This window comes from Photobacterium phosphoreum, from assembly GCF_002954725.1.
Classification (GTDB): Bacteria; Pseudomonadota; Gammaproteobacteria; order Enterobacterales; family Vibrionaceae; genus Photobacterium; species Photobacterium phosphoreum.
In genome coordinates this window covers 95,793-117,575 of sequence record NZ_MSCQ01000003.1, presented here as the reverse complement: position 1 = coordinate 117,575, position 21,783 = coordinate 95,793, and the positions used below count along the sequence as shown (strand labels likewise).

23 protein-coding genes and 1 pseudogene are annotated in these 21,783 nt (G+C 42.3%); 11 read left to right on the top strand and 13 right to left on the bottom strand.

Annotated features, from left to right (window positions below):
• Window positions 1-63 precede the first annotated feature (63 nt).
• From BTO21_RS18405 to fbp, 3 genes are all read right to left on the bottom strand, one after another.
• Entirely contained in the window at window positions 64-444 is a 381-nt protein-coding gene (locus BTO21_RS18405; protein ID WP_045028016.1) for a rhodanese-like domain-containing protein, read from the bottom strand.
• Between the two features lie 12 nt (window positions 445-456).
• Window positions 457-984 (bottom strand): inorganic diphosphatase, encoded by a 528-nt coding sequence (gene ppa / locus BTO21_RS18400; protein WP_045028014.1) that lies wholly within the window; start codon window positions 982-984, stop codon window positions 457-459.
• A 166-nt stretch (window positions 985-1,150) separates the two neighbouring features.
• Window positions 1,151-2,161, bottom strand: a complete 1,011-nt coding sequence (fbp, locus tag BTO21_RS18395) for a class 1 fructose-bisphosphatase (protein ID WP_045028013.1) — start codon at window positions 2,159-2,161, stop codon at window positions 1,151-1,153.
• A gap of 196 nt (window positions 2,162-2,357) precedes the next feature.
• Here fbp and mpl point away from each other — a divergent pair, with 196 nt between their 5' ends.
• Both mpl and BTO21_RS18385 read left to right on the top strand, forming a co-directional pair.
• Window positions 2,358-3,713: a UDP-N-acetylmuramate:L-alanyl-gamma-D-glutamyl-meso-diaminopimelate ligase gene (gene mpl / locus BTO21_RS18390; RefSeq protein WP_105026967.1), complete on the top strand. Its 1,356-nt coding sequence runs from the start codon at window positions 2,358-2,360 to the stop codon at window positions 3,711-3,713.
• An 11-nt stretch (window positions 3,714-3,724) separates the two neighbouring features.
• A complete protein-coding gene (locus tag BTO21_RS18385) occupies window positions 3,725-4,348 on the top strand; it encodes a flavin prenyltransferase UbiX (protein ID WP_045028011.1) in 624 nt (207 codons plus the stop codon).
• Window positions 4,349-4,455: 107 nt separating this feature from the next.
• On the opposite strand, the gene argR is transcribed toward BTO21_RS18385, so the two are convergent.
• On the bottom strand, window positions 4,456-4,926 hold the full coding sequence (gene argR, locus BTO21_RS18380; RefSeq protein WP_045028009.1) for a transcriptional regulator ArgR: 471 nt from the start codon (window positions 4,924-4,926) through the stop codon (window positions 4,456-4,458).
• A gap of 394 nt (window positions 4,927-5,320) precedes the next feature.
• Between argR and mdh the strand changes: the two genes are divergently transcribed.
• On the top strand, window positions 5,321-6,259 hold the full coding sequence (gene mdh / locus BTO21_RS18375; RefSeq protein WP_045028008.1) for a malate dehydrogenase: 939 nt from the start codon (window positions 5,321-5,323) through the stop codon (window positions 6,257-6,259).
• 73 nt (window positions 6,260-6,332) lie between these two features.
• On the opposite strand, the gene BTO21_RS18370 is transcribed toward mdh, so the two are convergent.
• Together BTO21_RS18370 and ispB are read right to left on the bottom strand one after the other, a co-directional pair.
• Complete coding sequence (locus BTO21_RS18370) at window positions 6,333-6,524, bottom strand: hypothetical protein (RefSeq protein WP_045028006.1); 192 nt, start codon at window positions 6,522-6,524, stop codon at window positions 6,333-6,335.
• 146 nt (window positions 6,525-6,670) lie between these two features.
• The gene (gene ispB, locus BTO21_RS18365; RefSeq protein ID WP_045028004.1) at window positions 6,671-7,642 is read right to left on the bottom strand and encodes an octaprenyl diphosphate synthase; all 972 of its coding nucleotides are present in this window, start codon (window positions 7,640-7,642) and stop codon (window positions 6,671-6,673) included.
• A 278-nt stretch (window positions 7,643-7,920) separates the two neighbouring features.
• On the opposite strand from ispB, the gene rplU reads away from it, so the two are divergent.
• The 7 genes from rplU to folA all read left to right on the top strand — a co-directional run bounded on the left by rplU (window position 7,921) and on the right by folA (window position 12,696).
• Window positions 7,921-8,232: a 50S ribosomal protein L21 gene (gene rplU, locus BTO21_RS18360; RefSeq protein WP_045028003.1), complete on the top strand. Its 312-nt coding sequence runs from the start codon at window positions 7,921-7,923 to the stop codon at window positions 8,230-8,232.
• Window positions 8,233-8,250: 18 nt separating this feature from the next.
• On the top strand, window positions 8,251-8,508 hold the full coding sequence (rpmA, locus tag BTO21_RS18355; RefSeq protein WP_036796188.1) for a 50S ribosomal protein L27: 258 nt from the start codon (window positions 8,251-8,253) through the stop codon (window positions 8,506-8,508).
• 67 nt (window positions 8,509-8,575) lie between these two features.
• Window positions 8,576-9,502 carry a DMT family transporter gene (locus BTO21_RS18350; RefSeq protein ID WP_065192298.1) on the top strand — a complete coding sequence of 309 codons (927 nt, stop codon included), beginning with the start codon at window positions 8,576-8,578 and terminating at the stop codon, window positions 9,500-9,502.
• 88 nt (window positions 9,503-9,590) lie between these two features.
• Complete coding sequence (gene cgtA / locus BTO21_RS18345) at window positions 9,591-10,763, top strand: Obg family GTPase CgtA (protein WP_045028001.1); 1,173 nt, start codon at window positions 9,591-9,593, stop codon at window positions 10,761-10,763.
• 147 nt (window positions 10,764-10,910) lie between these two features.
• Window positions 10,911-11,702 carry a threonine/serine exporter family protein gene (locus tag BTO21_RS18340; RefSeq protein ID WP_045027999.1) on the top strand — a complete coding sequence of 264 codons (792 nt, stop codon included), beginning with the start codon at window positions 10,911-10,913 and terminating at the stop codon, window positions 11,700-11,702.
• Window positions 11,699-12,163 (top strand): threonine/serine exporter family protein, encoded by a 465-nt coding sequence (locus BTO21_RS18335; RefSeq protein WP_045027997.1) that lies wholly within the window; start codon window positions 11,699-11,701, stop codon window positions 12,161-12,163. Before BTO21_RS18340 ends, BTO21_RS18335 begins: the two co-directional genes overlap by 4 nt.
• A 50-nt stretch (window positions 12,164-12,213) precedes the next feature.
• Entirely contained in the window at window positions 12,214-12,696 is a 483-nt protein-coding gene (folA, locus tag BTO21_RS18330) for a type 3 dihydrofolate reductase (RefSeq protein ID WP_045027996.1), read from the top strand.
• 66 nt (window positions 12,697-12,762) lie between these two features.
• Here folA and BTO21_RS18325 read toward each other — a convergent pair.
• The 6 genes and pseudogenes from BTO21_RS18325 to lptD form a co-directional block, all read right to left on the bottom strand.
• A pseudogene (locus BTO21_RS18325) lies at window positions 12,763-13,579 on the bottom strand (symmetrical bis(5'-nucleosyl)-tetraphosphatase).
• Between the two features lie 49 nt (window positions 13,580-13,628).
• On the bottom strand, window positions 13,629-14,021 hold the full coding sequence (gene apaG, locus BTO21_RS18320; protein ID WP_269781422.1) for a Co2+/Mg2+ efflux protein ApaG: 393 nt from the start codon (window positions 14,019-14,021) through the stop codon (window positions 13,629-13,631).
• Between the two features lie 126 nt (window positions 14,022-14,147).
• Entirely contained in the window at window positions 14,148-14,966 is an 819-nt protein-coding gene (gene rsmA / locus BTO21_RS18315) for a 16S rRNA (adenine(1518)-N(6)/adenine(1519)-N(6))-dimethyltransferase RsmA (protein ID WP_045027992.1), read from the bottom strand.
• Complete coding sequence (pdxA, locus tag BTO21_RS18310) at window positions 14,963-15,955, bottom strand: 4-hydroxythreonine-4-phosphate dehydrogenase PdxA (RefSeq protein ID WP_045028031.1); 993 nt, start codon at window positions 15,953-15,955, stop codon at window positions 14,963-14,965. The genes rsmA and pdxA overlap by 4 nt, the downstream gene beginning before the upstream one ends.
• Before the next feature lie 10 nt (window positions 15,956-15,965).
• Window positions 15,966-17,273, bottom strand: a complete 1,308-nt coding sequence (surA, locus tag BTO21_RS18305) for a peptidylprolyl isomerase SurA (RefSeq protein ID WP_045027990.1) — start codon at window positions 17,271-17,273, stop codon at window positions 15,966-15,968.
• 47 nt (window positions 17,274-17,320) lie between these two features.
• Entirely contained in the window at window positions 17,321-19,729 is a 2,409-nt protein-coding gene (gene lptD / locus BTO21_RS18300) for an LPS assembly protein LptD (RefSeq protein WP_045027989.1), read from the bottom strand.
• 170 nt (window positions 19,730-19,899) lie between these two features.
• Here lptD and djlA point away from each other — a divergent pair, with 170 nt between their 5' ends.
• Complete coding sequence (djlA, locus tag BTO21_RS18295; protein WP_045027987.1) at window positions 19,900-20,748, top strand: co-chaperone DjlA; 849 nt, start codon at window positions 19,900-19,902, stop codon at window positions 20,746-20,748.
• A 78-nt stretch (window positions 20,749-20,826) separates the two neighbouring features.
• Here the strand turns inward: djlA and BTO21_RS18290 are convergent, their stop codons facing one another.
• A complete protein-coding gene (locus BTO21_RS18290) occupies window positions 20,827-21,780 on the bottom strand; it encodes a D-2-hydroxyacid dehydrogenase (RefSeq protein ID WP_045027986.1) in 954 nt (317 codons plus the stop codon).
• Window positions 21,781-21,783: the final 3 nt, after the last annotated feature.

Below are 21,783 nucleotides of genomic sequence, written 5' to 3'. Positions count from 1 at the left end.
TTTTGAGTGTTAATAATAAATAAGCCCGATTAGAGATAATCGGGCTTTTTTTGTCTTATCATTTTATGGGGAGATCATCGGCTGAGCTGTTTTTAGTTGCTGATAATTACGCCCATTGTATATCGCAGTGTAACCTAGTTTTTTGAGTGTCGTTGCTGCTATTTCTGCCCGTCGGCCTGATTTCCAATAAAGTAAAATGGGGTGAGCTTTATCTTTATAGCGAGCAGTGATCGTTGCAATATCTTGATAAGGTACATTGATGGCCGATGCTAAATGACCTTCAGCAAATTCAGAGGCTGTTCTAACATCAATAATGATATTAGGCTGTTGCTGTTGTAACTGCCAAAATTGTTGTATTGATACATTTTTAGCAAAGCTTGTTGGCGCGATAACGGTAAGGCTTAATGTTGTAATGAGTAGCCCATGTTTAAGTGCTTGTTTCATTGCGAGACCTCGCTATTTTTTTGCACGTTCAAATGAAGTGATGATTTCTTCTTTTGCCGCGGTTACATTTTCCCAGCCATCAATTTTGACCCATTTGTTGGCTTCTAATTCTTTATAGTGCTCAAAAAAGTGTACGATTTGTGCTTTCAATAAGCGAGGAAGATCATCAATGTCTTGAATGTGATCATATTCTGAACTGAGTTTACTATGAGGTACTGCGACAATTTTGGCATCTTCACCAGATTCATCTGTCATTTTTAATACCCCGATTGGGCGACAACGAATCACGGATCCTGCCAGTAATGGATAAGGGGTTGGTACTAAGACATCAACCGGATCACCATCAAGAGAAAGAGTGTGGTTGATATAACCATAATTACACGGATAGAACATTGGGGTTGAGGTAAAACGGTCAACAAAAATCGCGCCACTGGCTTTGTCTACTTCGTACTTAATTGGATCTGCATTGGCTGGAATTTCAATAATAACGTTTATATCGTGAGGAATATTCTGACCAGCTGTTACTTTATTTAAGCTCATGATCGGTCTCTTTATTGTTAATGAAATGTTATCAATATTGAGGTTATCATGATTGTTATTAAAAACAACCGCAGTCATAGCACGGTTGTTTGAGGTGTTTCGGTGACAGTCTGTGTGATCGATGAATATTTAAGGTGGTCAATTCCACCTTAAATATTAGTGATTATTACTCATCGCTTTCGTGGAGAAAAGCTTCTACTTTGTTAACCATATTGGTTGAGCCCACAAAAAAAGGCACCCGTTGATGTAATTCTGTCGGGATAAGATCCAAAATCCGCTGTTGACCATCGGTTGCTCGCCCGCCTGCTTGTTCTATTAATAATGCCATTGGATTACATTCATAAAGCAGTCGTAATTTTCCATTTGGATAAGTGGCTGTACTCGGGTAAAGATAAATGCCTCCCTTTAATAAATTCCGATGAAAGTCAGCGACTAACGATCCAATGTAGCGTGAGGTATAAGGTCGGTTATCTTGCGGTACACATTCTTGGCAATACTTGAGGTATTTTTTGATACCTAATGGAAAGCGAATATAATTGCCTTCGTTAATTGAGTAAATATGCCCATCTTCTGGAATTTGCATGTTTTCATGCGAGAGACAGAATACACCGAGTGAGGGGTCGTAAGTGAAGCCATGGACACCGTTACCGGTAGTATAAACCAGCATAGTTGATGAACCATAAATTACATAGCCAGCAGCAACCTGAAGGTGGCCGGGCTGAAGGAAATCAGCATCTGTCGCTGGTGAGCCAACGGGGGATATTCGACGATAGATTGAGAAAATGGTACCGACGGAGACATTCACATCAATATTAGATGAACCATCAAGTGGATCCATTAACACCACATATTTTGCATCACGGTTTACTTGACGATTAAAACTGACCGCCTGATCTTCTTCTTCACTGGCAATACCACACACTTGATCGCGTGCCTCTAGTGCTGCTTTGAATTTATCATTAGCATAAAGGTCGAGTTTTTGTTGTTCTTCTCCCTGAACGTTTTCTTTACCGACTGATCCAGTTATATCTGCGAGTCCGGCTTTATTGATTTCGCGGTTCACGATTTTAGCCGCTAGTTTGATCGAGCCCAATAACGATGATAGTTCACCACTGGCGTGAGGAAAATCATTCTGCTTCTCGACAATAAATTCACCAAGCGTTCTAATATCGGTCATAAACAATCCTTGCATCATGTTGTCATAAGGGGATAGAGATTCAGTTGTATACTGGTTGGATCTCAACGCATAATGAGATCGGATACCTCATAGTATTTTTCGCTATATAAAGAATTGTATATAAAGATCTTTTTTATGGTAACGAAGTAACACCAAAGCGTGACATTAATAAAAATTAAGGATGGAAACAGCAATTATGCATATTCATATTTTAGGTATTTGTGGAACATTTATGGGAGGCGCTGCCACATTAGCGACTCAACTAGGGCATAAAGTTACAGGTTCTGATGCCAATGTTTATCCACCGATGAGTACCATGCTTGAGTCTCAAGGTATTGAAATAATTCAAGGATATGATCCTGAACAATTAAATCCTGCACCTGACTTAGTGGTGATTGGCAATGCCATGAGTCGTGGTAATCCCTGTGTCGAATACGTTCTTAACAATAATTTACGCTACACTTCTGGTCCTCAATGGTTACAGGATTATTTATTGCATGATCGTTGGGTAATGGCTGTTGCAGGTACGCACGGCAAAACAACAACCGCGAGTATGTTAGCGTGGATCTTAGATGATTGTGGTTATCAACCTGGATTTTTGGTTGGGGGAGTACTTGGAAACTTAGGTGTTTCTGCTTGTCTTGGTGAAAGCATGTTCTTTGTGGTTGAAGCTGATGAATATGATAGTGCTTTTTTTGATAAGCGTTCGAAGTTCGTACATTACCATCCACGGACATTGATCATGAATAACCTTGAGTTTGATCATGCGGATATTTTTGATGATCTGAAAGCCATTCAGCGCCAATTTCATCATTTAGTTCGAACTGTGCCGGGAAATGGACGTATTTTAGCGCCACATGGGATTGAAAATATTGATCAAACGCTAGCAATGGGCTGCTGGAGCGAGCTGGAATATATTGGTGGTGATGGTCATTGGCGAGCGAAAAAACAGCTGGCTGATGGCAGTGTGTTTGATGTTTATCTTGATGAGCAATTGGTTGGTACTGTCGATTGGGCATTAGTTGGCGATCATAATGTCAATAATGCATTAATGGCAATTGCAGCGGCTCGACATGTTGGCGTAACCGCAAATTTAGCTTGTGAATCATTAGCTAAATTTATCAATACTAAACGTCGATTAGAGTATAAAGGTGAAGTAAACGGTATTACTGTTTATGATGATTTTGCCCACCATCCAACGGCAATAGAGCTGACGCTTGGTGGATTAAGAGCGAAATTACATCAGTCTCGTATTTTAGCAGTACTTGAACCACGTTCAAATACCATGAAATTAGGGGTTCATAAACACGATTTGGCTCCTGCATTACATGCCGCTGATGAAGTGTTTTTATTTCAACCTGATAATATTCCATGGTCAGTGCAAGAAATTGCCGATCAATGCCCTCAACCTGCGTTTTGTAGCGATAATATTGATATGTTGGTGGCTGAAATTGTGGAATCTGCCCAAGCGGGTGATACGATTTTAGTGATGAGTAATGGTGGTTTTAGCGGTATTCATGACAAGTTATTAGCCGCATTGACAGCAAAATAAAGAGAGAGATAATGAAGCATAAGCAGATAACATTAGCATGGACTGGCGCGTCTGGTGCACCTTATGGTTTGCGTTTGCTGGAATGTTTGTTAGCAGCAGATTATCAGGTTTATCTGTTGATTTCATCAGCAGCACGGGTGGTATTGGCCACTGAACACGGACTTAAATTATCGGCAGCACCTGCAACGGCACAGCAACAGTTAGTTGATTATTTACAGTGTGCTGCAGAAAAGCTGGTGGTGTGTGGTAAAGAGGATTGGTTTTCACCAGTAGCATCGGGTTCGGCTGCACCAAAACAAATGATCATTTGTCCATGTTCAGTGTCGACGTTGGCATCGGTAGCTTATGGTATGTCAAATAACTTGCTTGAGCGAGCAGCAGATGTGGTGATTAAAGAGCATGGTCAATTACTCTTGGTGATCAGAGAAACGCCATTCTCAAGTATTCACCTTGAAAATATGCTTAAGTTATCGCAATTGGGGGTCACGATTATGCCTGCGGCTCCAGGGTTTTATCATCAACCACAAACCATTGCTGATTTGGTCGATTTTATGGTGGCGCGGATATTAGACCATTTGAAGATAGAACAAGGTCTGGTTCCTCGCTGGGGTTATGATCAGCGTAAATTGTCATAAAAAACATTAGTATCTCTAATTTAGTCAGAGTTACGCTAAGACTCAGGGTCTATATTTTTTGAGCATGTATGTTAATGCTCTAAAGTAAGATAGACCCTAATTATTGATCAGTTACTGTAATCAAATAGATCACATACCGACTCATAAAGGTCATTGGTAGTGATGTTATTTGTCGGTGTAATGAAAATTGTATCATCACCCGCAACAACCCCAAGAATCCCTTCAGCTCTACCTAAAGAATCTAATAAACGGGCAATCACTTGTGCTGCACCAGGACCAGTATGGATCACAACTAATGCGCTGTTAAAGCCAACTTCCATCACTAATTCTTTTAATGGGCTAGTGATTGTTGGAACGCCAAGTTCAATCGGTAGGCAGTAGACCATTTCCATCTTTGCATTACGGGTACGTACTGCGCCGAATTTTGTTAGCATGCGCGAGACTTTTGATTGGTTAATATTATCAAAACCCTGTGCTTTTAACGCATCAACAATCTCACCTTGAGAACTGAATTTTTCTTCTTTTAAAATTGATTTAAACGCTTTAACTAAACGTTCTTGTTTATCTGAATTTCGCATAAGTAAATATTATCTACAGGGACGAGGTAAACCATTTTTGCATAACCTGTGACTCACTGGCAAACAAAGTGAATCAAAATAAATATGTGAAGCTACATTTTTGGTACAAATAAAAAATTTTATTGTGACTCTTGTCATTGTTTTACCATAACTAATTAACTGAATTATGGGAAAGTAGCATCCTTATTAAATTTTTATTTTATTTGTAGGATAAAAGCATTTGAGTGCATTTTTATGGGATTCTGCGTTACTTCGCAAAGCGCGTCGGAGATGATTGTATTTTTTTTATGCTTAATATAACGTCCATAGATTGTTATTCAGTTACTACTATTATTAACTGAATTAGATTGTACCCACGTTAATAAATATACTTCTATCGTAAAGGAGAACGAACATGAAAGTTGCTGTAATTGGTGCCGCTGGTGGTATTGGTCAAGCATTAGCATTGCTATTGAAAAACCGTTTACCTGCAGGCTCAGATCTTGCTTTATATGATATTGCTCCAGTGACACCAGGCGTTGCGGCTGATCTCAGTCATATCCCAACTCCTGTCGCAATTAAAGGATATTGTGGAGACGATCCAACACCCGCACTAGAAGGTGCTGATGTTGTGCTTATTTCTGCAGGTGTTGCTCGTAAACCAGGTATGGATCGTGCTGATTTATTCAATGTTAATGCGGGTATTGTAAAATCATTAGCTGAAAAAATTGCAGTTGTATGTCCAACAGCATGTGTTGGTATTATTACTAATCCAGTAAATACCACGGTTGCAATTGCTGCTGATGTACTTAAAAAAGCCGGTGTTTACGACAAGCGTAAGTTATTTGGTATTACGACCCTGGATGTGATCCGATCTGAAACATTTGTTGCAGAGCTTAAAGGTGTTTCTCCGTGTGATATTCGAGTACCGGTTATTGGCGGTCACTCGGGCGTGACTATTTTACCATTATTATCGCAAGTTGAAGGTGTGAGTTTTACTGAAGATGAAGTAAAAGCATTAACTCCTCGTATTCAAAATGCAGGCACTGAAGTTGTAGAAGCTAAAGCGGGTGGGGGCTCTGCGACGTTATCTATGGGTCAAGCGGCGTGTCGCTTTGGTTTGGCTATGGTACGTGCGCTACAAGGTGAGCAAGGTGTGATTGAATGTGCTTACGTTGAAGGTGATGGTAAGCATACTCGTTTCTTCGCTCAACCGGTATTACTGGGTAAAGAAGGTATTGAAGAAGTAATGGATTACGGCAAATTAAGCGCGTTTGAGCAAAATGCATTAGAAAGTATGCTTGAGACATTACGTGCAGATATTACTTTAGGTGAAGAGTTTGCGACAAAGTAACTTAGCCTAACTCTTGAAACTAAAAAAGCGGCAGAAACGGCCGCTTTTTTTATGACTGTAATATCTAGGATGATCAATAATACTGATCACAGCCAGTATGGAGTTGAGGCTGTTCGATAAGATCGACAATATCAATGGATTGTAATTGGTGATCCTCTCGGTGCTCAACGATCACTGACTGATGCTGATGATCAATGCCGATCACTTTACCTACCCCATGATAAGATTCAACCCACATCCCTTTCGTTAAATGCTTTATATCCATACTCACCGCCTTAGTTAATGAGCGTAATATTTATATGGTAGCTACAGTATAGATCATGACTGATCATTACAGGGCAATTATGGTGCAAGTCAAGCGGGTATAAAAAAACCTGCCGCAGGGACAGGTTCTTTGAGTAAAGGGGAGGATTATTTTTTACGTTGTACAGCCATATGCGCTAGCGTGATCAATGCTTGTTTGTAGTCTGATTCAGCAATAGGAGCAAGGGCGGCTATGGCTTTCTGTGCTTCTTGTTCTGCGCGTTGTTGGGTGTATTCTAACGAACCATGTTGGTGCATACACGCAAGAATAGCATCAAGCTTATCCATGCCATTAGCATGTACTATTGCATCACGAATCATTGTAGCCTGAGCTTGATCGCCATGATGCATCGCATGCAGTAACGGTAATGTTGGTTTTCCTTCCGCAAGATCATCGCCAACGTTCTTGCCCATTTCTTTGCCATCGGCAACATAGTCAAGTACATCATCAATTAATTGGAAAGCCGTACCTAAATAGCGACCATATTCCTGCAATGCGATTTCAATTTCAGCAGGTGCATCTGCAATAATAGCCGCAATTTGCGTTGATGCTTCAAATAATCGTGCAGTTTTCGAATAGATCACCTGCATATAGCTAGTTTCAGTGGTTTCAGGATCGTTGCAGTTCATTAACTGCAGTACTTCACCTTCAGCGATCACATTAGTTGCTTCACTCATGATATCAAGGATCCTTAACGATCTTAGGCTTGTCATCATTTGAAATGAGCGTGTATAGATGTAATCACCCACTAAAACACTTGCGGCATTTCCGAAAGCTGCGTTTGCGGTTTCTTTGCCTCGACGCATATCTGATTCATCAACCACATCATCATGAAGCAATGTTGCAGTGTGAATAAATTCAACAAAAGCAGCGGCTGTGGTGTGTTTATCACCGTCATAGCCAAGTGCGCGTGCTGTTAACACAGCAAGCATAGGGCGAATACGTTTTCCACCACTGTTTACAATGTAGAATCCGAGTTGATTAATAAGGGCGACATCTGAGTTTAGTTGCGCCTGTATCTTCGCGTCGACTTCCGCCATATCGTTGGCGGTGAGCGCTTGGATAGCTTTAAAATCCATTATACGTCCAGCAAGATTGTTAGCCGCGTAGGGCGGAAAATATTTTGAATTGATACGTGAATCTTACACTAAAATAACCTTATCGTCATAACCTCAAATACAGCTATTTCAAACAGTTTTTGGATTGGGTAGCTTTTCACCAATTTTCTTTCGAGAATGGCTTGCCACAAAGTCTCTTTTCGCGTAACATTCGCGCCCTATTGATGACAAGATTAAGCGCATACCCATTGCCCATTTTAGACGTGGCAAATGGCCTATGCGGAGAAGCGGAGTAAGACATGTACGCTGTTTTCCAAAGTGGTGGTAAACAACACCGTGTAAGCGAAGGCCAAACCTTACGCTTAGAAAAACTAGATGCTGAAACTGGCGCTAGCATTGAATTTGACTCAGTACTTTTAGTAGCTAATGGCGAAGAAGTATCTGTAGGCGCACCATTTGTAACTGGCGGTAAAGTAACTGCTGAAGTTGTTACTCACGGTCGTGGCGATAAGATTAAAATCGTTAAGTTCCGTCGTCGTAAGCACTCTCGTAAGCAAATGGGCCACCGTCAGTGGTTCACTGAAGTCAAAATTACTGGCATCAGCGCTTAATAACAGGAGAATTTAAAGATGGCACATAAAAAAGCTGGCGGTTCTACTAATAACGGCCGTGATTCAGAAAGCAAACGCCTAGGTGTTAAGCGTTTTGGTGGCGAGTCTGTTTTAGCAGGCAACATCATCGTTCGTCAACGTGGTACTAAGTTCCACGCTGGCACAAACGTTGGCCTAGGTAAAGACCATACTCTATTCGCTCTATCTGACGGTAAAGTGAAGTTTGAAGTTAAAGGTCCTAAAAACCGTAAATTCGTATCTATCGACGCTGAATAATTTTCAGATTCGACACGAATATTAAAGCCCTGCCTTTTCGGCGGGGCTTTTTATATCTGGAAGGTTTATGATTGATCGTGGCCCGATGATTGGTTTTTTTCTTGCAATGACAACCGCTGTTTTTTGGGGTGCGTTACCTATTGCAATGAAGCAAGCCGTAGAAGTGATGGATCCTTTTACCATTGTTTGGTATCGCTTTATTACCGCAGCGTTTGGCTTAGGCCTTTTTTTAGCGTGGCGTAAGCAATTACCAACAATATCAAATCTTGGACGAATGAGCTGTGTGGTGCTCGTCATCGCCAGTCTTGGTCTCGCAGGTAATTTTGTACTGTATAACAGTTCATTAAAATATCTAAGCCCTCCCGTTGTACAAGTGATTATCCAATTAGCCCCTGTGATGCTATTAGTATCCAGTGCATGGATGTTTAAAGAAAAATTAGGTCGACATCAAATTATTGGTGTGATTGCTCTCATTAGTGGTTTGATCCTATTCTTTAATGAACGGCTTATTGAGTTGTTTACCAGTTTTTCTGGCTATACTGTGGGTGTTAGCCTTGCTGTTGCTGCTGCGTTAGTATGGGTCGTTTATGGCTTGGCACAGAAGTGGTTATTACGGCAATTTACATCAGCACAAATATTGCTGATGATTTATATTATCTGTGCTGTAATACTAACGCCCATGGCACAACCACAACAAATTTTAACAATGGATAACCGTCAATTAGGGATGTTGTTATTCTGTTGTGTTAATACGCTTGTTGGCTATGGTGCATTTGCAGAAGCAATGGCACGTTGGCAAGCATCACAAGTGAGTGCAGTGATCACACTGACTCCTTTGTTTACGATATTATTTGTCGATCTTGCGAGTTTGGCTTGGCCACAATATGTTGCGACAGTCTCTTTGAATATATGGGGCTATCTCGGTGCTATGGTTGTGGTAAGTGGCGCTGTTTGCTGTGCTATAGGCCATAAGTTTATTCGCCCAAGCAAATAGTCAAGGTCCATGACAATAATTACTACGCGGTGATAAGTGCTAAATGCCATCATCGCTGTATGTTAAACGCCACAGTGCGGAGAAAAAAATGAAGTTTATAGATGAAGCGGTTATTCGCGCCGACGCCGGTGATGGCGGTAACGGTGTAGTAAGTTTTCGTACTGAAAAGTACATTCCTCGTGGCGGCCCTGATGGCGGTGACGGTGGCGACGGCGGTGATGTATATCTGTTCGCGGATGAAAACTTTAATACGCTAATTGATTACCGCTTTGAGCGTTTCCATGCTGCTGAGCGTGGTGAAAATGGCCGTGGTGGTAACTGTACCGGTAAGCGCGGTGAGGACCAAATATTAACAGTACCTGTAGGTACACGTGCCATTGATGAAGATACTGGCGAAGTGATTGCCGATCTTACTGAACATGGTATGAAAGTGATGGTTGCTAAGGGCGGTTTCCACGGCCTAGGTAACACCCGCTTCAAATCATCTGTAAACCGGGCTCCTCGTCAAAAGAGTATGGGCAGTAAAGGTGAAATTCGTCATTTACGTCTTGAACTATTGTTGTTAGCTGATGTTGGTATGTTAGGTTTGCCTAATGCGGGTAAATCTACCTTCATTCGCTCTGTATCGTCTGCTAAGCCGAAAGTAGCTGACTATCCATTTACTACCCTTGTTCCAAGCTTGGGTGTGGTACGTGTTGATGCTGAGCGTAGTTTTGTGGTTGCTGATATTCCAGGTCTGATTGAAGGTGCTGCTGAAGGCGCTGGCCTAGGTATTCGTTTCTTGAAACACCTTGAGCGTTGTCGTGTGTTATTACACATGATTGATCTATTGCCTGCAGATGGTTCTGATCCAGTAGAGAACGCCTTTACGATCATTAATGAGCTTGAGCAATACAGCGATAAGCTAGGCAATAAGCCACGTTGGATTGTATTTAACAAAGCGGATCTTCTTGATGAAGAGCAAGCACAACAAAAGATCAACGAAGTGCTTGAAGCATTAGCATGGGAAGGTCAGCATTACAGCATTTCTGCCCTAAACCGTGTGGGTACGAAAGAACTGACTTATGATCTGATGGTTGCCATTGATGCATTGCCACGTATTAAGTATGAAATTGAAGAGCAGCAAGCGGATAAAGTTGACTTTAAGTGGGATGATTACCACGCTGAACAAATTAAGAAAGTTCAGGATGAAGACGATGATGATGATTGGGATGACTGGAATGAAGATGATTACGATGTAGAAATCATCTACAAGCCATAAGCCTTTTTATCGCGCTTTATGCTTAAATAAGCCACACCTTTGAGGTGTGGCTTTTTTTGTGCTTAATCAACATGTAGGGATGATGGTTTAGGTATGCTAGGGAAGATTAACGATATTTTTTATAATGGATTATGAATAGGTATTGGCATGGAAAGAACGTTACAACCCCTGAGTGAGCCTGAGCAGCGTGAAATAACACGGCTAGCGATTGGTGCAGGACAACGGTTATTACAACATGGTGCAGAGAGCTCGGTGATTATGGATATTACCCGTCGACTGGGTTTAGCGCTCGGCGTTGAATATGTTGAGGTGTCATTATCAGCCAGTTCAATGGTGATCAGTACCCGCCATTTAGGTTGTTGTATTACCACGGCTCGCCGCTGTCAAGACGGTGGGATCAATATGCAAATTGTGACCGATATTCAACGTATTTGTATTCTTGTTGAGCGGGGGTTATTGGACAGTAATGACGTTCATCATCGCTTAGAAAACCTTACAACTGAGCGTTATAATCGCTGGCTTGTGATGATAATGATCGGACTTTCATGCGCGGCATTTAGCCGTTTAGCGGGTGGCGATTGGCCGGTATTTTTACTGACTTTTTGTGCCTCATCAGTAGGTATGTTTGTCCGCCAGCAAATCGCCAGTTATCACTTTAATCCACTGCTTAATTTTGCTGTAACAGCGTTTGTGACTACCTTAATTTCAGGGCTAGGAGAAGTGTATAATATTGGCGAACAGCCCTTTCTTGCAATGGCGTCATCAGTGCTAATGTTGGTGCCTGGTTTTCCGTTAATTAATGCGGTAGCTGACATGGTCAAAGGCTTTCCAAGTATGGGATTAGCACGCTGGACAATGGCGAGTTTACTCACCCTTTCGACCTGTATGGGCATTATTGCTGCGATGAATGTGCTGGATGTGTGGGGGTGGTTACTATGACGTTAATACTGGCATTACTCAATGATATGTTACTGGCGATGATCCCTGCATTAGGATTTGCATTGGTGTTTAATGTCCCTCAAAAAGCGCTAAAATATTGTGCAATTGGTGGGGCTATGGGCCATGGCGCGCGGTTCCTATTAATGCATTGGGGGCTCTCTATTGAATGGTCAACATTCGTTGCTGCAACCTTAGTCGGTATGATCGGTGTCCATTGGTCACACCGCTTTTTAGCTCACCCTAAGGTGTTTACAGTGGCGGCGTTGATCCCTATGGTACCGGGGGTATTTGCCTTTAAAGCCATGATTGCGATTGTTGAAATTAATCACCGTGGGTTCTCATTAGCTTTATGGGGATTGATGATCGACAACGTATTGAAAGCGGTGTTTATTGTGGCTGCACTAGCAATTGGATTAGCAATGCCGGGGTTATTATTTTATCGTCGTCGTCCTGTGGTATAACTACACGTTAATGATAATCTGAGCACTGACAGTGTGAATGGAGACGCAAAATGAAGATCAGTATGATCGCAGCAATGGCTCATGATCGGATCATTGGTAAAGATAATAGTATGCCATGGCATTTACCGGCGGATTTTGCATGGTTTAAACGTTGTACGCTAGGTAAACCGATTGTGATGGGCCGTAAAACGTTTGAATCGATTGGCCGACCATTACCTGGGCGATTAAATATTGTTATTAGCCGCAATCCTAATTTTACTGCTGAAGGTATTACCGTCGTTAGCGATATTGCAGCAGCTAAGTTAGTTGCTGGTGATGCACCAGAATTGATGATTATTGGCGGTGGAAGTATTTATCAAGCTTGTTTGCCTATAGCTGATAGCCTGTATTTAACCTTTATTGATGCGGATCTTGAGGGTGATACTCAGTTTCCAGATTGGGGTGAACATTGGCATCGCGTTGAAAGCCAACGGTATAATGCTGATGATAAAAATGCGTATGCGATGGAGTTTGTGATCCTCGAACGATCATAGTTGGTGAGTGTTTCGTATTAGTCAGAGAATGCCGACAATAACTGTCGGCATTTTTATAACTGGCGATCAGGCGTAGAGTGGACACTCTGTCACAAATCGTTTGCCATCTTCCCAACGTAGCATGGTTAAGCTATTTCCCCAGACACAGCCAGTGTCTAAGCCAATACAGTGATCGTCTTGGTGGCCCATTAATGCCGCCCAATGACCAAAGATAATCGTTTTATCTAATGGTTGAGCGCGCTTGACATCAAACCACGGGATCAGGTCACCAACGGCAGGATCGTTAGGTTGTACTTTGCAATGCATATCTAGCCGTCCTTGAGGATCGCAAAATCGCATGCGGGTAAAGCTGTTGATCGTAAACCGTAACCGTTCTAAGCGCGAAAGATCGTCTTGCCACCAATCAGGGCCATCGCCATACATATTTTTTAGCAGCCATAAGTAGTCATCAGACTGAAGTAACTGTTCGATTTCTTGCGCATGTTGACGGGCTTGTGCCAGTGTCCACTGAGGAGTAATTCCCGCATGAACCATCACCAATGGGTAGTGGGGGTGCTCGGCTAATAGTGGCTGGTGGCGTAACCAGTTAAGTAATTCAGGCCCGTCTTCTGCGGTGAATATTTGATGAATATGATCGCTTTTTTTAGCGCGCGAGTTGATGTGAGACGGCTAATAAATGCAGATCATGATTGCCGAGAATGACCGTAGCATGATCACCTAATGCTTTCACAAAGCGTAATGTTTCTAATGATTCTGGTCCGCGTGCAACCAGATCGCCCGCAAGCCATAAATGATCAGTGTGAGGATCGAAATTAGCTTGTGCCAATAATTTTTTTAAGTCGGGTAAACAGCCTTGAATATCACCGACAAGATAAGTCGCCATGGTGCTCCCATTATTAATGCGTTAATTAACTGAAATTAATCGCATTAGGTTAATGAAGAATGTTCGGCATTGCTAGTCGAAATGGTGCGACTTCAACCCTAAAGGCATTACCAGCATCATCTTCCATGGTGTATTGACCTTGCATAACACCGACAGGGGTTTCAATGACAGTACCACTGGTATAAGTGAATTCATCATTAGCATTAATATGTGGTTTTTGACCGACAACCCCTTCACCTTCAATGACTAGTTTTTTAGCGTTAGCATCGGTGATTAACCAATAACGTTTAAGTAACTGAGCGCTGCCGCGGCCTAAATTTTTGATGGTGATGGTATATGAAAACACATAGCGTTGCAGTTCTGGCTGTGATTGTTCAGCGAGATAATGACTGACAACATGGCATTTAATTGTGGGGGGTGATGAGAGACTCACAGGCAACATCCTTTGCTGATGGTTTATTCTCATTCTAGTATTGTTAGCTGATAAATAAAGAAAACCCTGTGCAACACGTGACATGTTACACAGGGTTTTTGATGTTATTTGCGTCTTTATTAGTACGCTATTACATTATTGTTCTTTTTGGAAATTAGCATCAAGCCAGTTTGCCATAGCAACAAATTGTTCAACCGTAATGTTTTCAGGACGATGGCCAGGGTTTACCCCTAGCGCTTCAAGTTGTTCTGGAGTGAACAAGCCTTTATAACAGTTACGGATTGTTTTACGACGTTGATTGAAGCCTTCACGACACACACGATCTAGCCATTTACGGTTAGTACATGGGAACGGTAATACTTCATACGGTGTTAAACGTACTACAGCTGAATCAACTTTCGGTGCTGGTACGAAAGATTCTGGCGGTACTTCAAGTACTGGCATTACTTTACAGTAATACTGTGCCATTACCGTTAGACGACCATAAGCCTTGCTACCAGGGCCTGCAGCTAAGCGATTAACCACTTCTTTTTGTAACATAAAGTGCATGTCTTGCACGTCTTTATGAAACTCAAAAATGTGGAACATCAACGGTGTTGAAATGTTATAAGGCAAGTTACCGAAGATACGCAGCTTGTTATTCGGTTGAATAAGCTGCGTAAAGTCGAAACGCATTGCATCGCCTTCATGGATGGTTAGCTTTGAGGCAAGATCGGGGTGGTTACGTAAACGCTCAGCCAGATCTCGGTCAAGTTCGATAACAGTAAATTTATCAACTAACTTGCCAACATATTCAGTGATTGCACCAAGGCCGGGGCCAATTTCTACCAAGTTTTGGCCTGGTAAAGGGTTAATCGCTGACACAATGCCATCAATAATGTATGGGTCTTTTAAAAAGTTTTGGCCAAAGCGCTTACGCGCGCGGTGACCTAAGTGGACTTGATCGCTGCTCATGCTTGTTTTTCTACCAATTCGAGGGCGTGGGATAGCGCTGTCCGAAGGCTACCTATGTCTGCTTGCCCAGTACCTGCGAGTTCCAGTGCGGTACCATGATCTACTGAAGTTCTGATAAAGGGAAGTCCCAACGTAATGTTGACTGACTTACCGAAGCCTTTGTATTTCAGCACCGGTAACCCTTGATCGTGATACATCGCTAACACCGTATCGGCATCAGCTAAATATTTTTCTTGAAAGATAGTATCTGCCGGTAACGGGCCGATCAGATTAATACCTTCTTGTTGACGCAGTTGTTCTAATGTTGGGGTAATAGTATCAATTTCTTCCATACCCAAACAACCGTCTTCACCGGCATGAGGATTGAGTCCACAAACATAAATTTTGGGATCATCAATACCAAATTTAGTCACTAAATCGGTGTGCAAGATACGAATAACTTGCTTAAGTCGAGACTCGGTAATGGCTTTAGCAACACAGTTTAAAGGTATATGGGTTGTTACTAAGGCAACCCGTAAACCTTCTGTTGCGAGCATCATAACAACTTGTGCTGTATCTGACTGCTGCGCAAAAAATTCAGTGTGACCACTAAAAGAAACGCCAGCGCGGTTAATCACCCCTTTATGAACAGGGCCGGTAACAACTGCTGCAAATTCACCATTCATACAGCCAGAAGCTGCACGTTCTAGTGTCGTTAATACATAGAGACCATTTTGCTCGTTAAGTTGCCCACAGACAACCTTAATAGCACTATCAACCTGAACAACTGTCATGGTGCCTGCTTGATGCGGTTGAGCAGGTCGTTCGGGCTGATAAGGTAAAATGGTTAAAGGTAAACCTAATTGAGCCGCACGTTCTACCATAACCTGCGCATCAGCACAAATGACAAGTTGGTGTGGCCAATGTTGCTGACACAAGGCAATGACTAAATCTGGCCCAATTCCTGCCGGTTCACCAGGGGTGATTACAATCCGTTGTGTGTTAGTCAGTTGCTTGTTATTAGCCATTATTTACCTTATTCATTTGTTCGATATAAGCGCCAGCACGTAGCTCTTGTAACCATGTTTGCGCTTCTTCATTAAACTTGCGGTTAAATAGAATCTGCGCAGCACGGTTTTTTAATGCCGCTTCGGTGCGATCGACATTACGACGACCTTCAACTTCAACAATGTGCCAGCCAAACTGAGATTTAAACGGTTGGCTAATTTGATCTACTGGTAATGTTTCTACTTCTTTTTCAAAAGCAGGTGCATACATTGACGGTACTTGCCAACCTAGCTGACCACCATTAGCTGCTGAACCGGGATCAGCACTGTATTGTTTCGCAGCTGCTGCAAAGGTTTCTTTACCGCTAATGATTTTTTGGCGAATTTGTTGTAATTCTTTTTTCGCTGCGGCATCACTTAAAATGATAGAGGTTTTAATCAAAATATGACGCGCATTCACTTCAACCACAGAAACGGTTGGCATGCCTTTAACGTCATTAATTTTCAAAATATGGTAACCAACGCCGCTGCGGAAAGGACCGATCACGCTGTCTTTGCTACTGGTTTTTATTTGGTCGGCAAAGATAGTTGGCATTTCTTCTTTGCTCATCCAACCCCATTCACCGCCTTTAAGGGCTTTAGGGCCTTTTGAATAGCGATAAGCCAATTCAGCAAAATTAGCGCCTTGTTTTATCTCAGCATAAATTTTATCCGCTTCTTGTTTGGCTTTTTCACGCGTTGCTTTATCAGCATCATCATCAACGGCAATTTGAATTTGGCTGATGTTGTATTGGACGTTTTGTTGAGTTTGCTTAGCAAGTTGTGCAGCTAAGCTATCCACTTCTTGTGGCAGAATATTAACGCGTTTGCGAACAATAATGGTGCGCGCTTCAGAAGCTAGCATATCGTTACGTAATTGCTCACGGAACATTGGGTAGCTAATACCTGCGTTGGCTAAATCTTGACGCAGTTGTGGAACGGTCATATTGCGTTGTTTAGCGACATCAGCAATGGCTTGATCAAGTTGGCTGTCGTCAATGCGTAAACCCAGCTGTTGTGCTTGCTGGATCTGCAAGTTTTCCATGATTAATTTGTCCATCACTTGCTGGCGTAAAATATTGTTAGGCGGCAGTTGTTGCCCTTCAGCCGCAGCATTAAGATGAACAGTTTTTAGCATTGCATTAACGTCACTTTGTAAAATAACACCGTCATTAACAGTGGTTACAATTTGATTTAACTCTTGCGGTTGAGGGGCTGCCATCGCAGTTGCTGTCATACCCATGAGCATTACGCTTAGCGCCGAATACTTCCACTTTTTCATTTATAGTCCGTCATGTTGAGTGGCGATATGTATTATCGCCACGATCATTAATTTTTAAGTGTGAATGGGTCAGCATAACCTAAGATATTGCCGCCATCATCTGAAGCTTGACCTAATGGTCGTGCACCTTGAAGTCCTAGAAGACTAAACGAGAAACTGACATTACTGTCATATTCGGTAAAGTTCTGACTCAATGGATCTTTTGCATAGCGATTATAGCTTAAACCTATCATCCAACATGCAGAGCGGTAAACTAAGCCTACACGACTCTCTAGCATTTTATTGACATTGATATCTTGGAAGTAATCCGCAGTAATATCAATATTATCGTTAATAGGGAACCCCGTTGATACACCTAACTGTGAGATACCATCTCGTTGACCATTAGTATTAGGAATCACCGGATTTGGATTAGCAACATATTGATTAAGATAATTACTGGATACGTAACGGTAACTTGGTTGAATAAAAACGCGTCCATTACGGTATTCAATCGCGGTACTGCCTTGCTGCACTTCATTTTCACTTGAATCATATTGCATCGAACTCTTGAAGAATAAATTATCATCAAGGTTAAATTCGGTTTCTAATGCGGTTGCAGAATAGCTTTTTGCTTCAGAGCCATCAGCGACGGGTTTATCAATATAGAAGATTTGACCCAGAGAAAGGGTAAAACGTTCCTTAAAGTTTGCATCATAATAACGGGTTGTGGCGCCGACTGTAAATTGGTTGGCTGGTGCAATGTAATCTTGACCACTATAGGTGCGGTCGCTAAACAAACCGTAATAATCTTGTTGTAAACGGGTTGAGTCGTAACCGCCACCATTATAATTAACTGGGTTATAAATCCCAGACTGATCAACATTTTTAACATAGAGATATTGCAGTTGCGGCTCTAAGCTTTGGGTGTAGTGCTCACCCATAATTGAGGTGTCACGCTCAAAGTATAAGCTACTGTTAACTCTAAACTCTGGAACGGTACGATCAACGGTCTTATCTAGCGTGCTTAAATTAGGGTTCTGCTTAACATCAAATTGTTGATTATAATGTGCGTAATTTAATTTTGCTTGAGTGGTCACTGACCACCACGGCGTCGCATAAGGTAAGGTTAGTGTGGGATCAAACGTTACTCGATCAGCGGTTGGTTTAGCGCGATCATCAGTATCAAATTTACTGATACTCATTGGCAGACTAAAATCTAATCCGTAAGGTAAGTCAGATTTATAATAGGTGCTTGATAGCTGAGGCATTAAGCGATATTGGGTGCCTTCGCCACTTTCAGTTAGTGGTTGAAAGTCACGTACCATTAAGCTGGTGTCCCAATTATCATTACGGTACGCCAATGATGCAGTTTGCAGCAGGTTATTATCTTCACGTTGACCGATAATTGAATCAACGTCGTCAAAATACTTTGGATCACTGACTTTGCTGTAATCAATGTTCAGCAACCAGTTTTTATCGATAATACCGCTATGTGTCCATTGGATACCCCAACGTTTATCATAATCTTGGTATTTCTTATCGTGACCTAAATATTCACCGACCATTTTACCTTGACCAAAATCTGTCAGGTAACGAAACTCAGAGGTTAACTGTAATCCTCGGTGGTTCATGTATTTAGGTGTAAAAGTTAAATCGTAATTAGGGGCGATATTCCAATAAAATGGCGTTTCAAGCTCCATACCGTTCTTTGAGCCGTAGCTAATCGATGGGTAAAGGAAGCCAGTAAGACGTTGGTCTGTAACCGGAACACGCAACCAAGGCAGATAAAAAATGGGGAAATTAAGTACTTCAAAGCGGGCATTATATAAATCTGCAAATGGCGAATCACCTTCACGCTCTAGGCTGCCAGCGGCAAAGCGCCAACTTTTATCATGGCTAGGACAAGTGGTGTAAGTGCCATCTTTCATCTTATAAAATTGGGTACCATCAACATTGCGGCGTTCAATTAATTTAGCATCACCACGGCCTGCCTGACAGGTCATCCGGTAGACGGCATTATCCATTTGAGCATCTTTGGTATCAAGATTGCTAGTCAGGCGCTTGGCATCAATATCCATGCTGCCATCTTGATAAAAAACATTGCCGTTAGCAGTCACAATGTTGGTAGGTTGTTGTAATGTCGCTTTATCAGCAACAATAGTGCGCGTGCCTTGTTTAACTACCACATCACCAGAATATACTGCGGTTTTATTTTGTTGCGCTTCAACCCGATTGGCACTGATATGGATCGGTTCGTTATTGGTATCTTGTTGGCGATCTTTTTCTGGGATACAGACGCCACGTACCATCGTAAGAGGATCTTTGTTACCATGAGACGCATTATTAGCAGGATCAGCAATGGTTTGTTGGTTGTGACTATCACCATCTGTAGCAGTGATGTCTGCCGCCATTGCTGGGCCATAAAGGGCTAAGCTAATCATTGTGGCTAGTAAGCTGTGAGAGGTAAGTGACATCTAATTCAACATTCCTGTATCAATTTGGTGCAAGGTGAATTGTTGCGCTTTTTACAAGCATTCCCGACAAATGACAGCTATCATAATGCAAATTTAACGCGACGGCATCTTTTCAGCGCATGCTGTTGGGTAAACAGTGAAAAAATTAACGAACTACCAGAGAGTATAGAATGCAGAGAACAGGTATATGGGGAAAAATTTTCGGTGCTCTACTGGGAATATTGCTAGGCCCTAAATATATAGGTTTTTTAATCGGTTTATTTATTGGTCATCAATTTGATAAGGCTTATGCTCGCCAAATGAACGGTGGCTTTAGTGGTTTTGGTGGTAAAAATGCCACTAATGCGGAGCGTCAAGCTGAGTTCTTTAATGCCTGTTTTGCGACCATGGGGCATATGGCAAAAGCCAAAGGCCGCGTGACTGAAAATGAAATTCGAGTCGCCAGTACGATCATGGATCGAATGGGGTTACAAGGTGAATCTCGTCGTCAAGCGCAAGATGCATTTCGTGATGGTAAAGAAGATAACTTCCCATTAGAAGCAACCCTTAACCGCGTTCGTAGTCGGGCTGGACGCGCAGATTTATTACAGTTTTTCTTAGAACTTCAAATTCAAGCGGCGTTCGCTGATGGTGAACTACACCCGAAAGAGCGTGAGTTGTTACATGTGATTGCGCGTTATCTTGGTTTCTCTGAGGCCCAATTAGAGCAACGTTTGCAAATGCAAGAAGCGGCGTTCCGTTTTCAGCAAGGCGGTTTTCATCACCAGCAACAAGGTGGTAGTTTTAAAGCACCACCCACTCGCGATCAATTAGCGGATGCGTTTAAAGTGTTGGGCGTTAATGATGAGGCGTCAGCACAAGAAGTGAAACGTGCTTATCGCAAACAAATGAATGAACACCATCCTGATAAGTTGGCAGCAAAAGGCTTACCACCAGAAATGATGGAAATAGCCAAGCAAAAAACCCAAGAACTGCAAGCGGCTTATGATCTGATCCGTAAAGAGAAAGGCTTTAAATAGTCAGCTAACGGAAACAGTGGTTGAAGCGTAAATAAAAAGCGAGCGCAATGCTCGCTTTTTTGTGGCTGAAAATTGAGATTAAAGCTGATTTTTATAGGTGCCTAAATGAAAACTATTGATGTTATCAATCAGTTGATTCACCAAGCTTTGAATGGCGGAATCTGATCCCCATGCCACATGCGGAGTTAAAATTAAGTTTGGCAAATGACTATGAGCGATTAAAGGATTCGTTGCGGGAGCTGGCTCTTCGGTAAACACATCGATACCCGCGCCTGCTATTTGATGAGCGAGTAATGCATCAACTAAGGCTTGTTCGTTAATCAATCCACCGCGGCTGGTATTAATAATTATCGCATTGGATTTCATTAGTGCTAATTGTGGCGCGGCAATCATATTAGTGGTGGTTGCAGTCAGTGGGCAATGCAGACTAATGATGTCAGCTTCACGCAGAACTTGCTCAAACGGATGATAGCCATCACGGCAATGGCTTGCTCCTGGGTGTTCGGCAAATAGCACTTCTATCCCGATAGCGCGCGCCAGTGTCGCAACCGCTTGACCTAAACTGCCGTTACCGATGATCCCTAAGGTTGATCCTGCGACATCGGTAATGGGATGAGTAAAGAAACAAAATTGCTGCTGCCGTTGCCATTCACCGTTAGCAATGTCTTGTTGGTAACCAGCAAGATTGCGTTTGAGGGCAAAAATCATCGCGATAACATGCTCAGGCACAGATCGCGTGGCGTAGCCTTGAATATTAGCGACTTTAATATTGTGGGTTCGACAATAGTCGAGATCAACATTGTTGGTGCCAGTCGCAGCAATAGCGATAAATTTGAGGTGCGGTAATTGAGCCAGTACCTGACCATCAAGCACAACTTTATTGGTGATCGCAATAGTGGCCTGTTGCAGGCGCTCAATCACCTGTGATGGTGTGGTTGTCGCGTATTGATACCATTGGTGACAAAAATCAGGACGAGGCAAGCTAATGTGTGCAGGAATGGTTCCATGATCAAGAAAAACAATAGTTTCCATGGG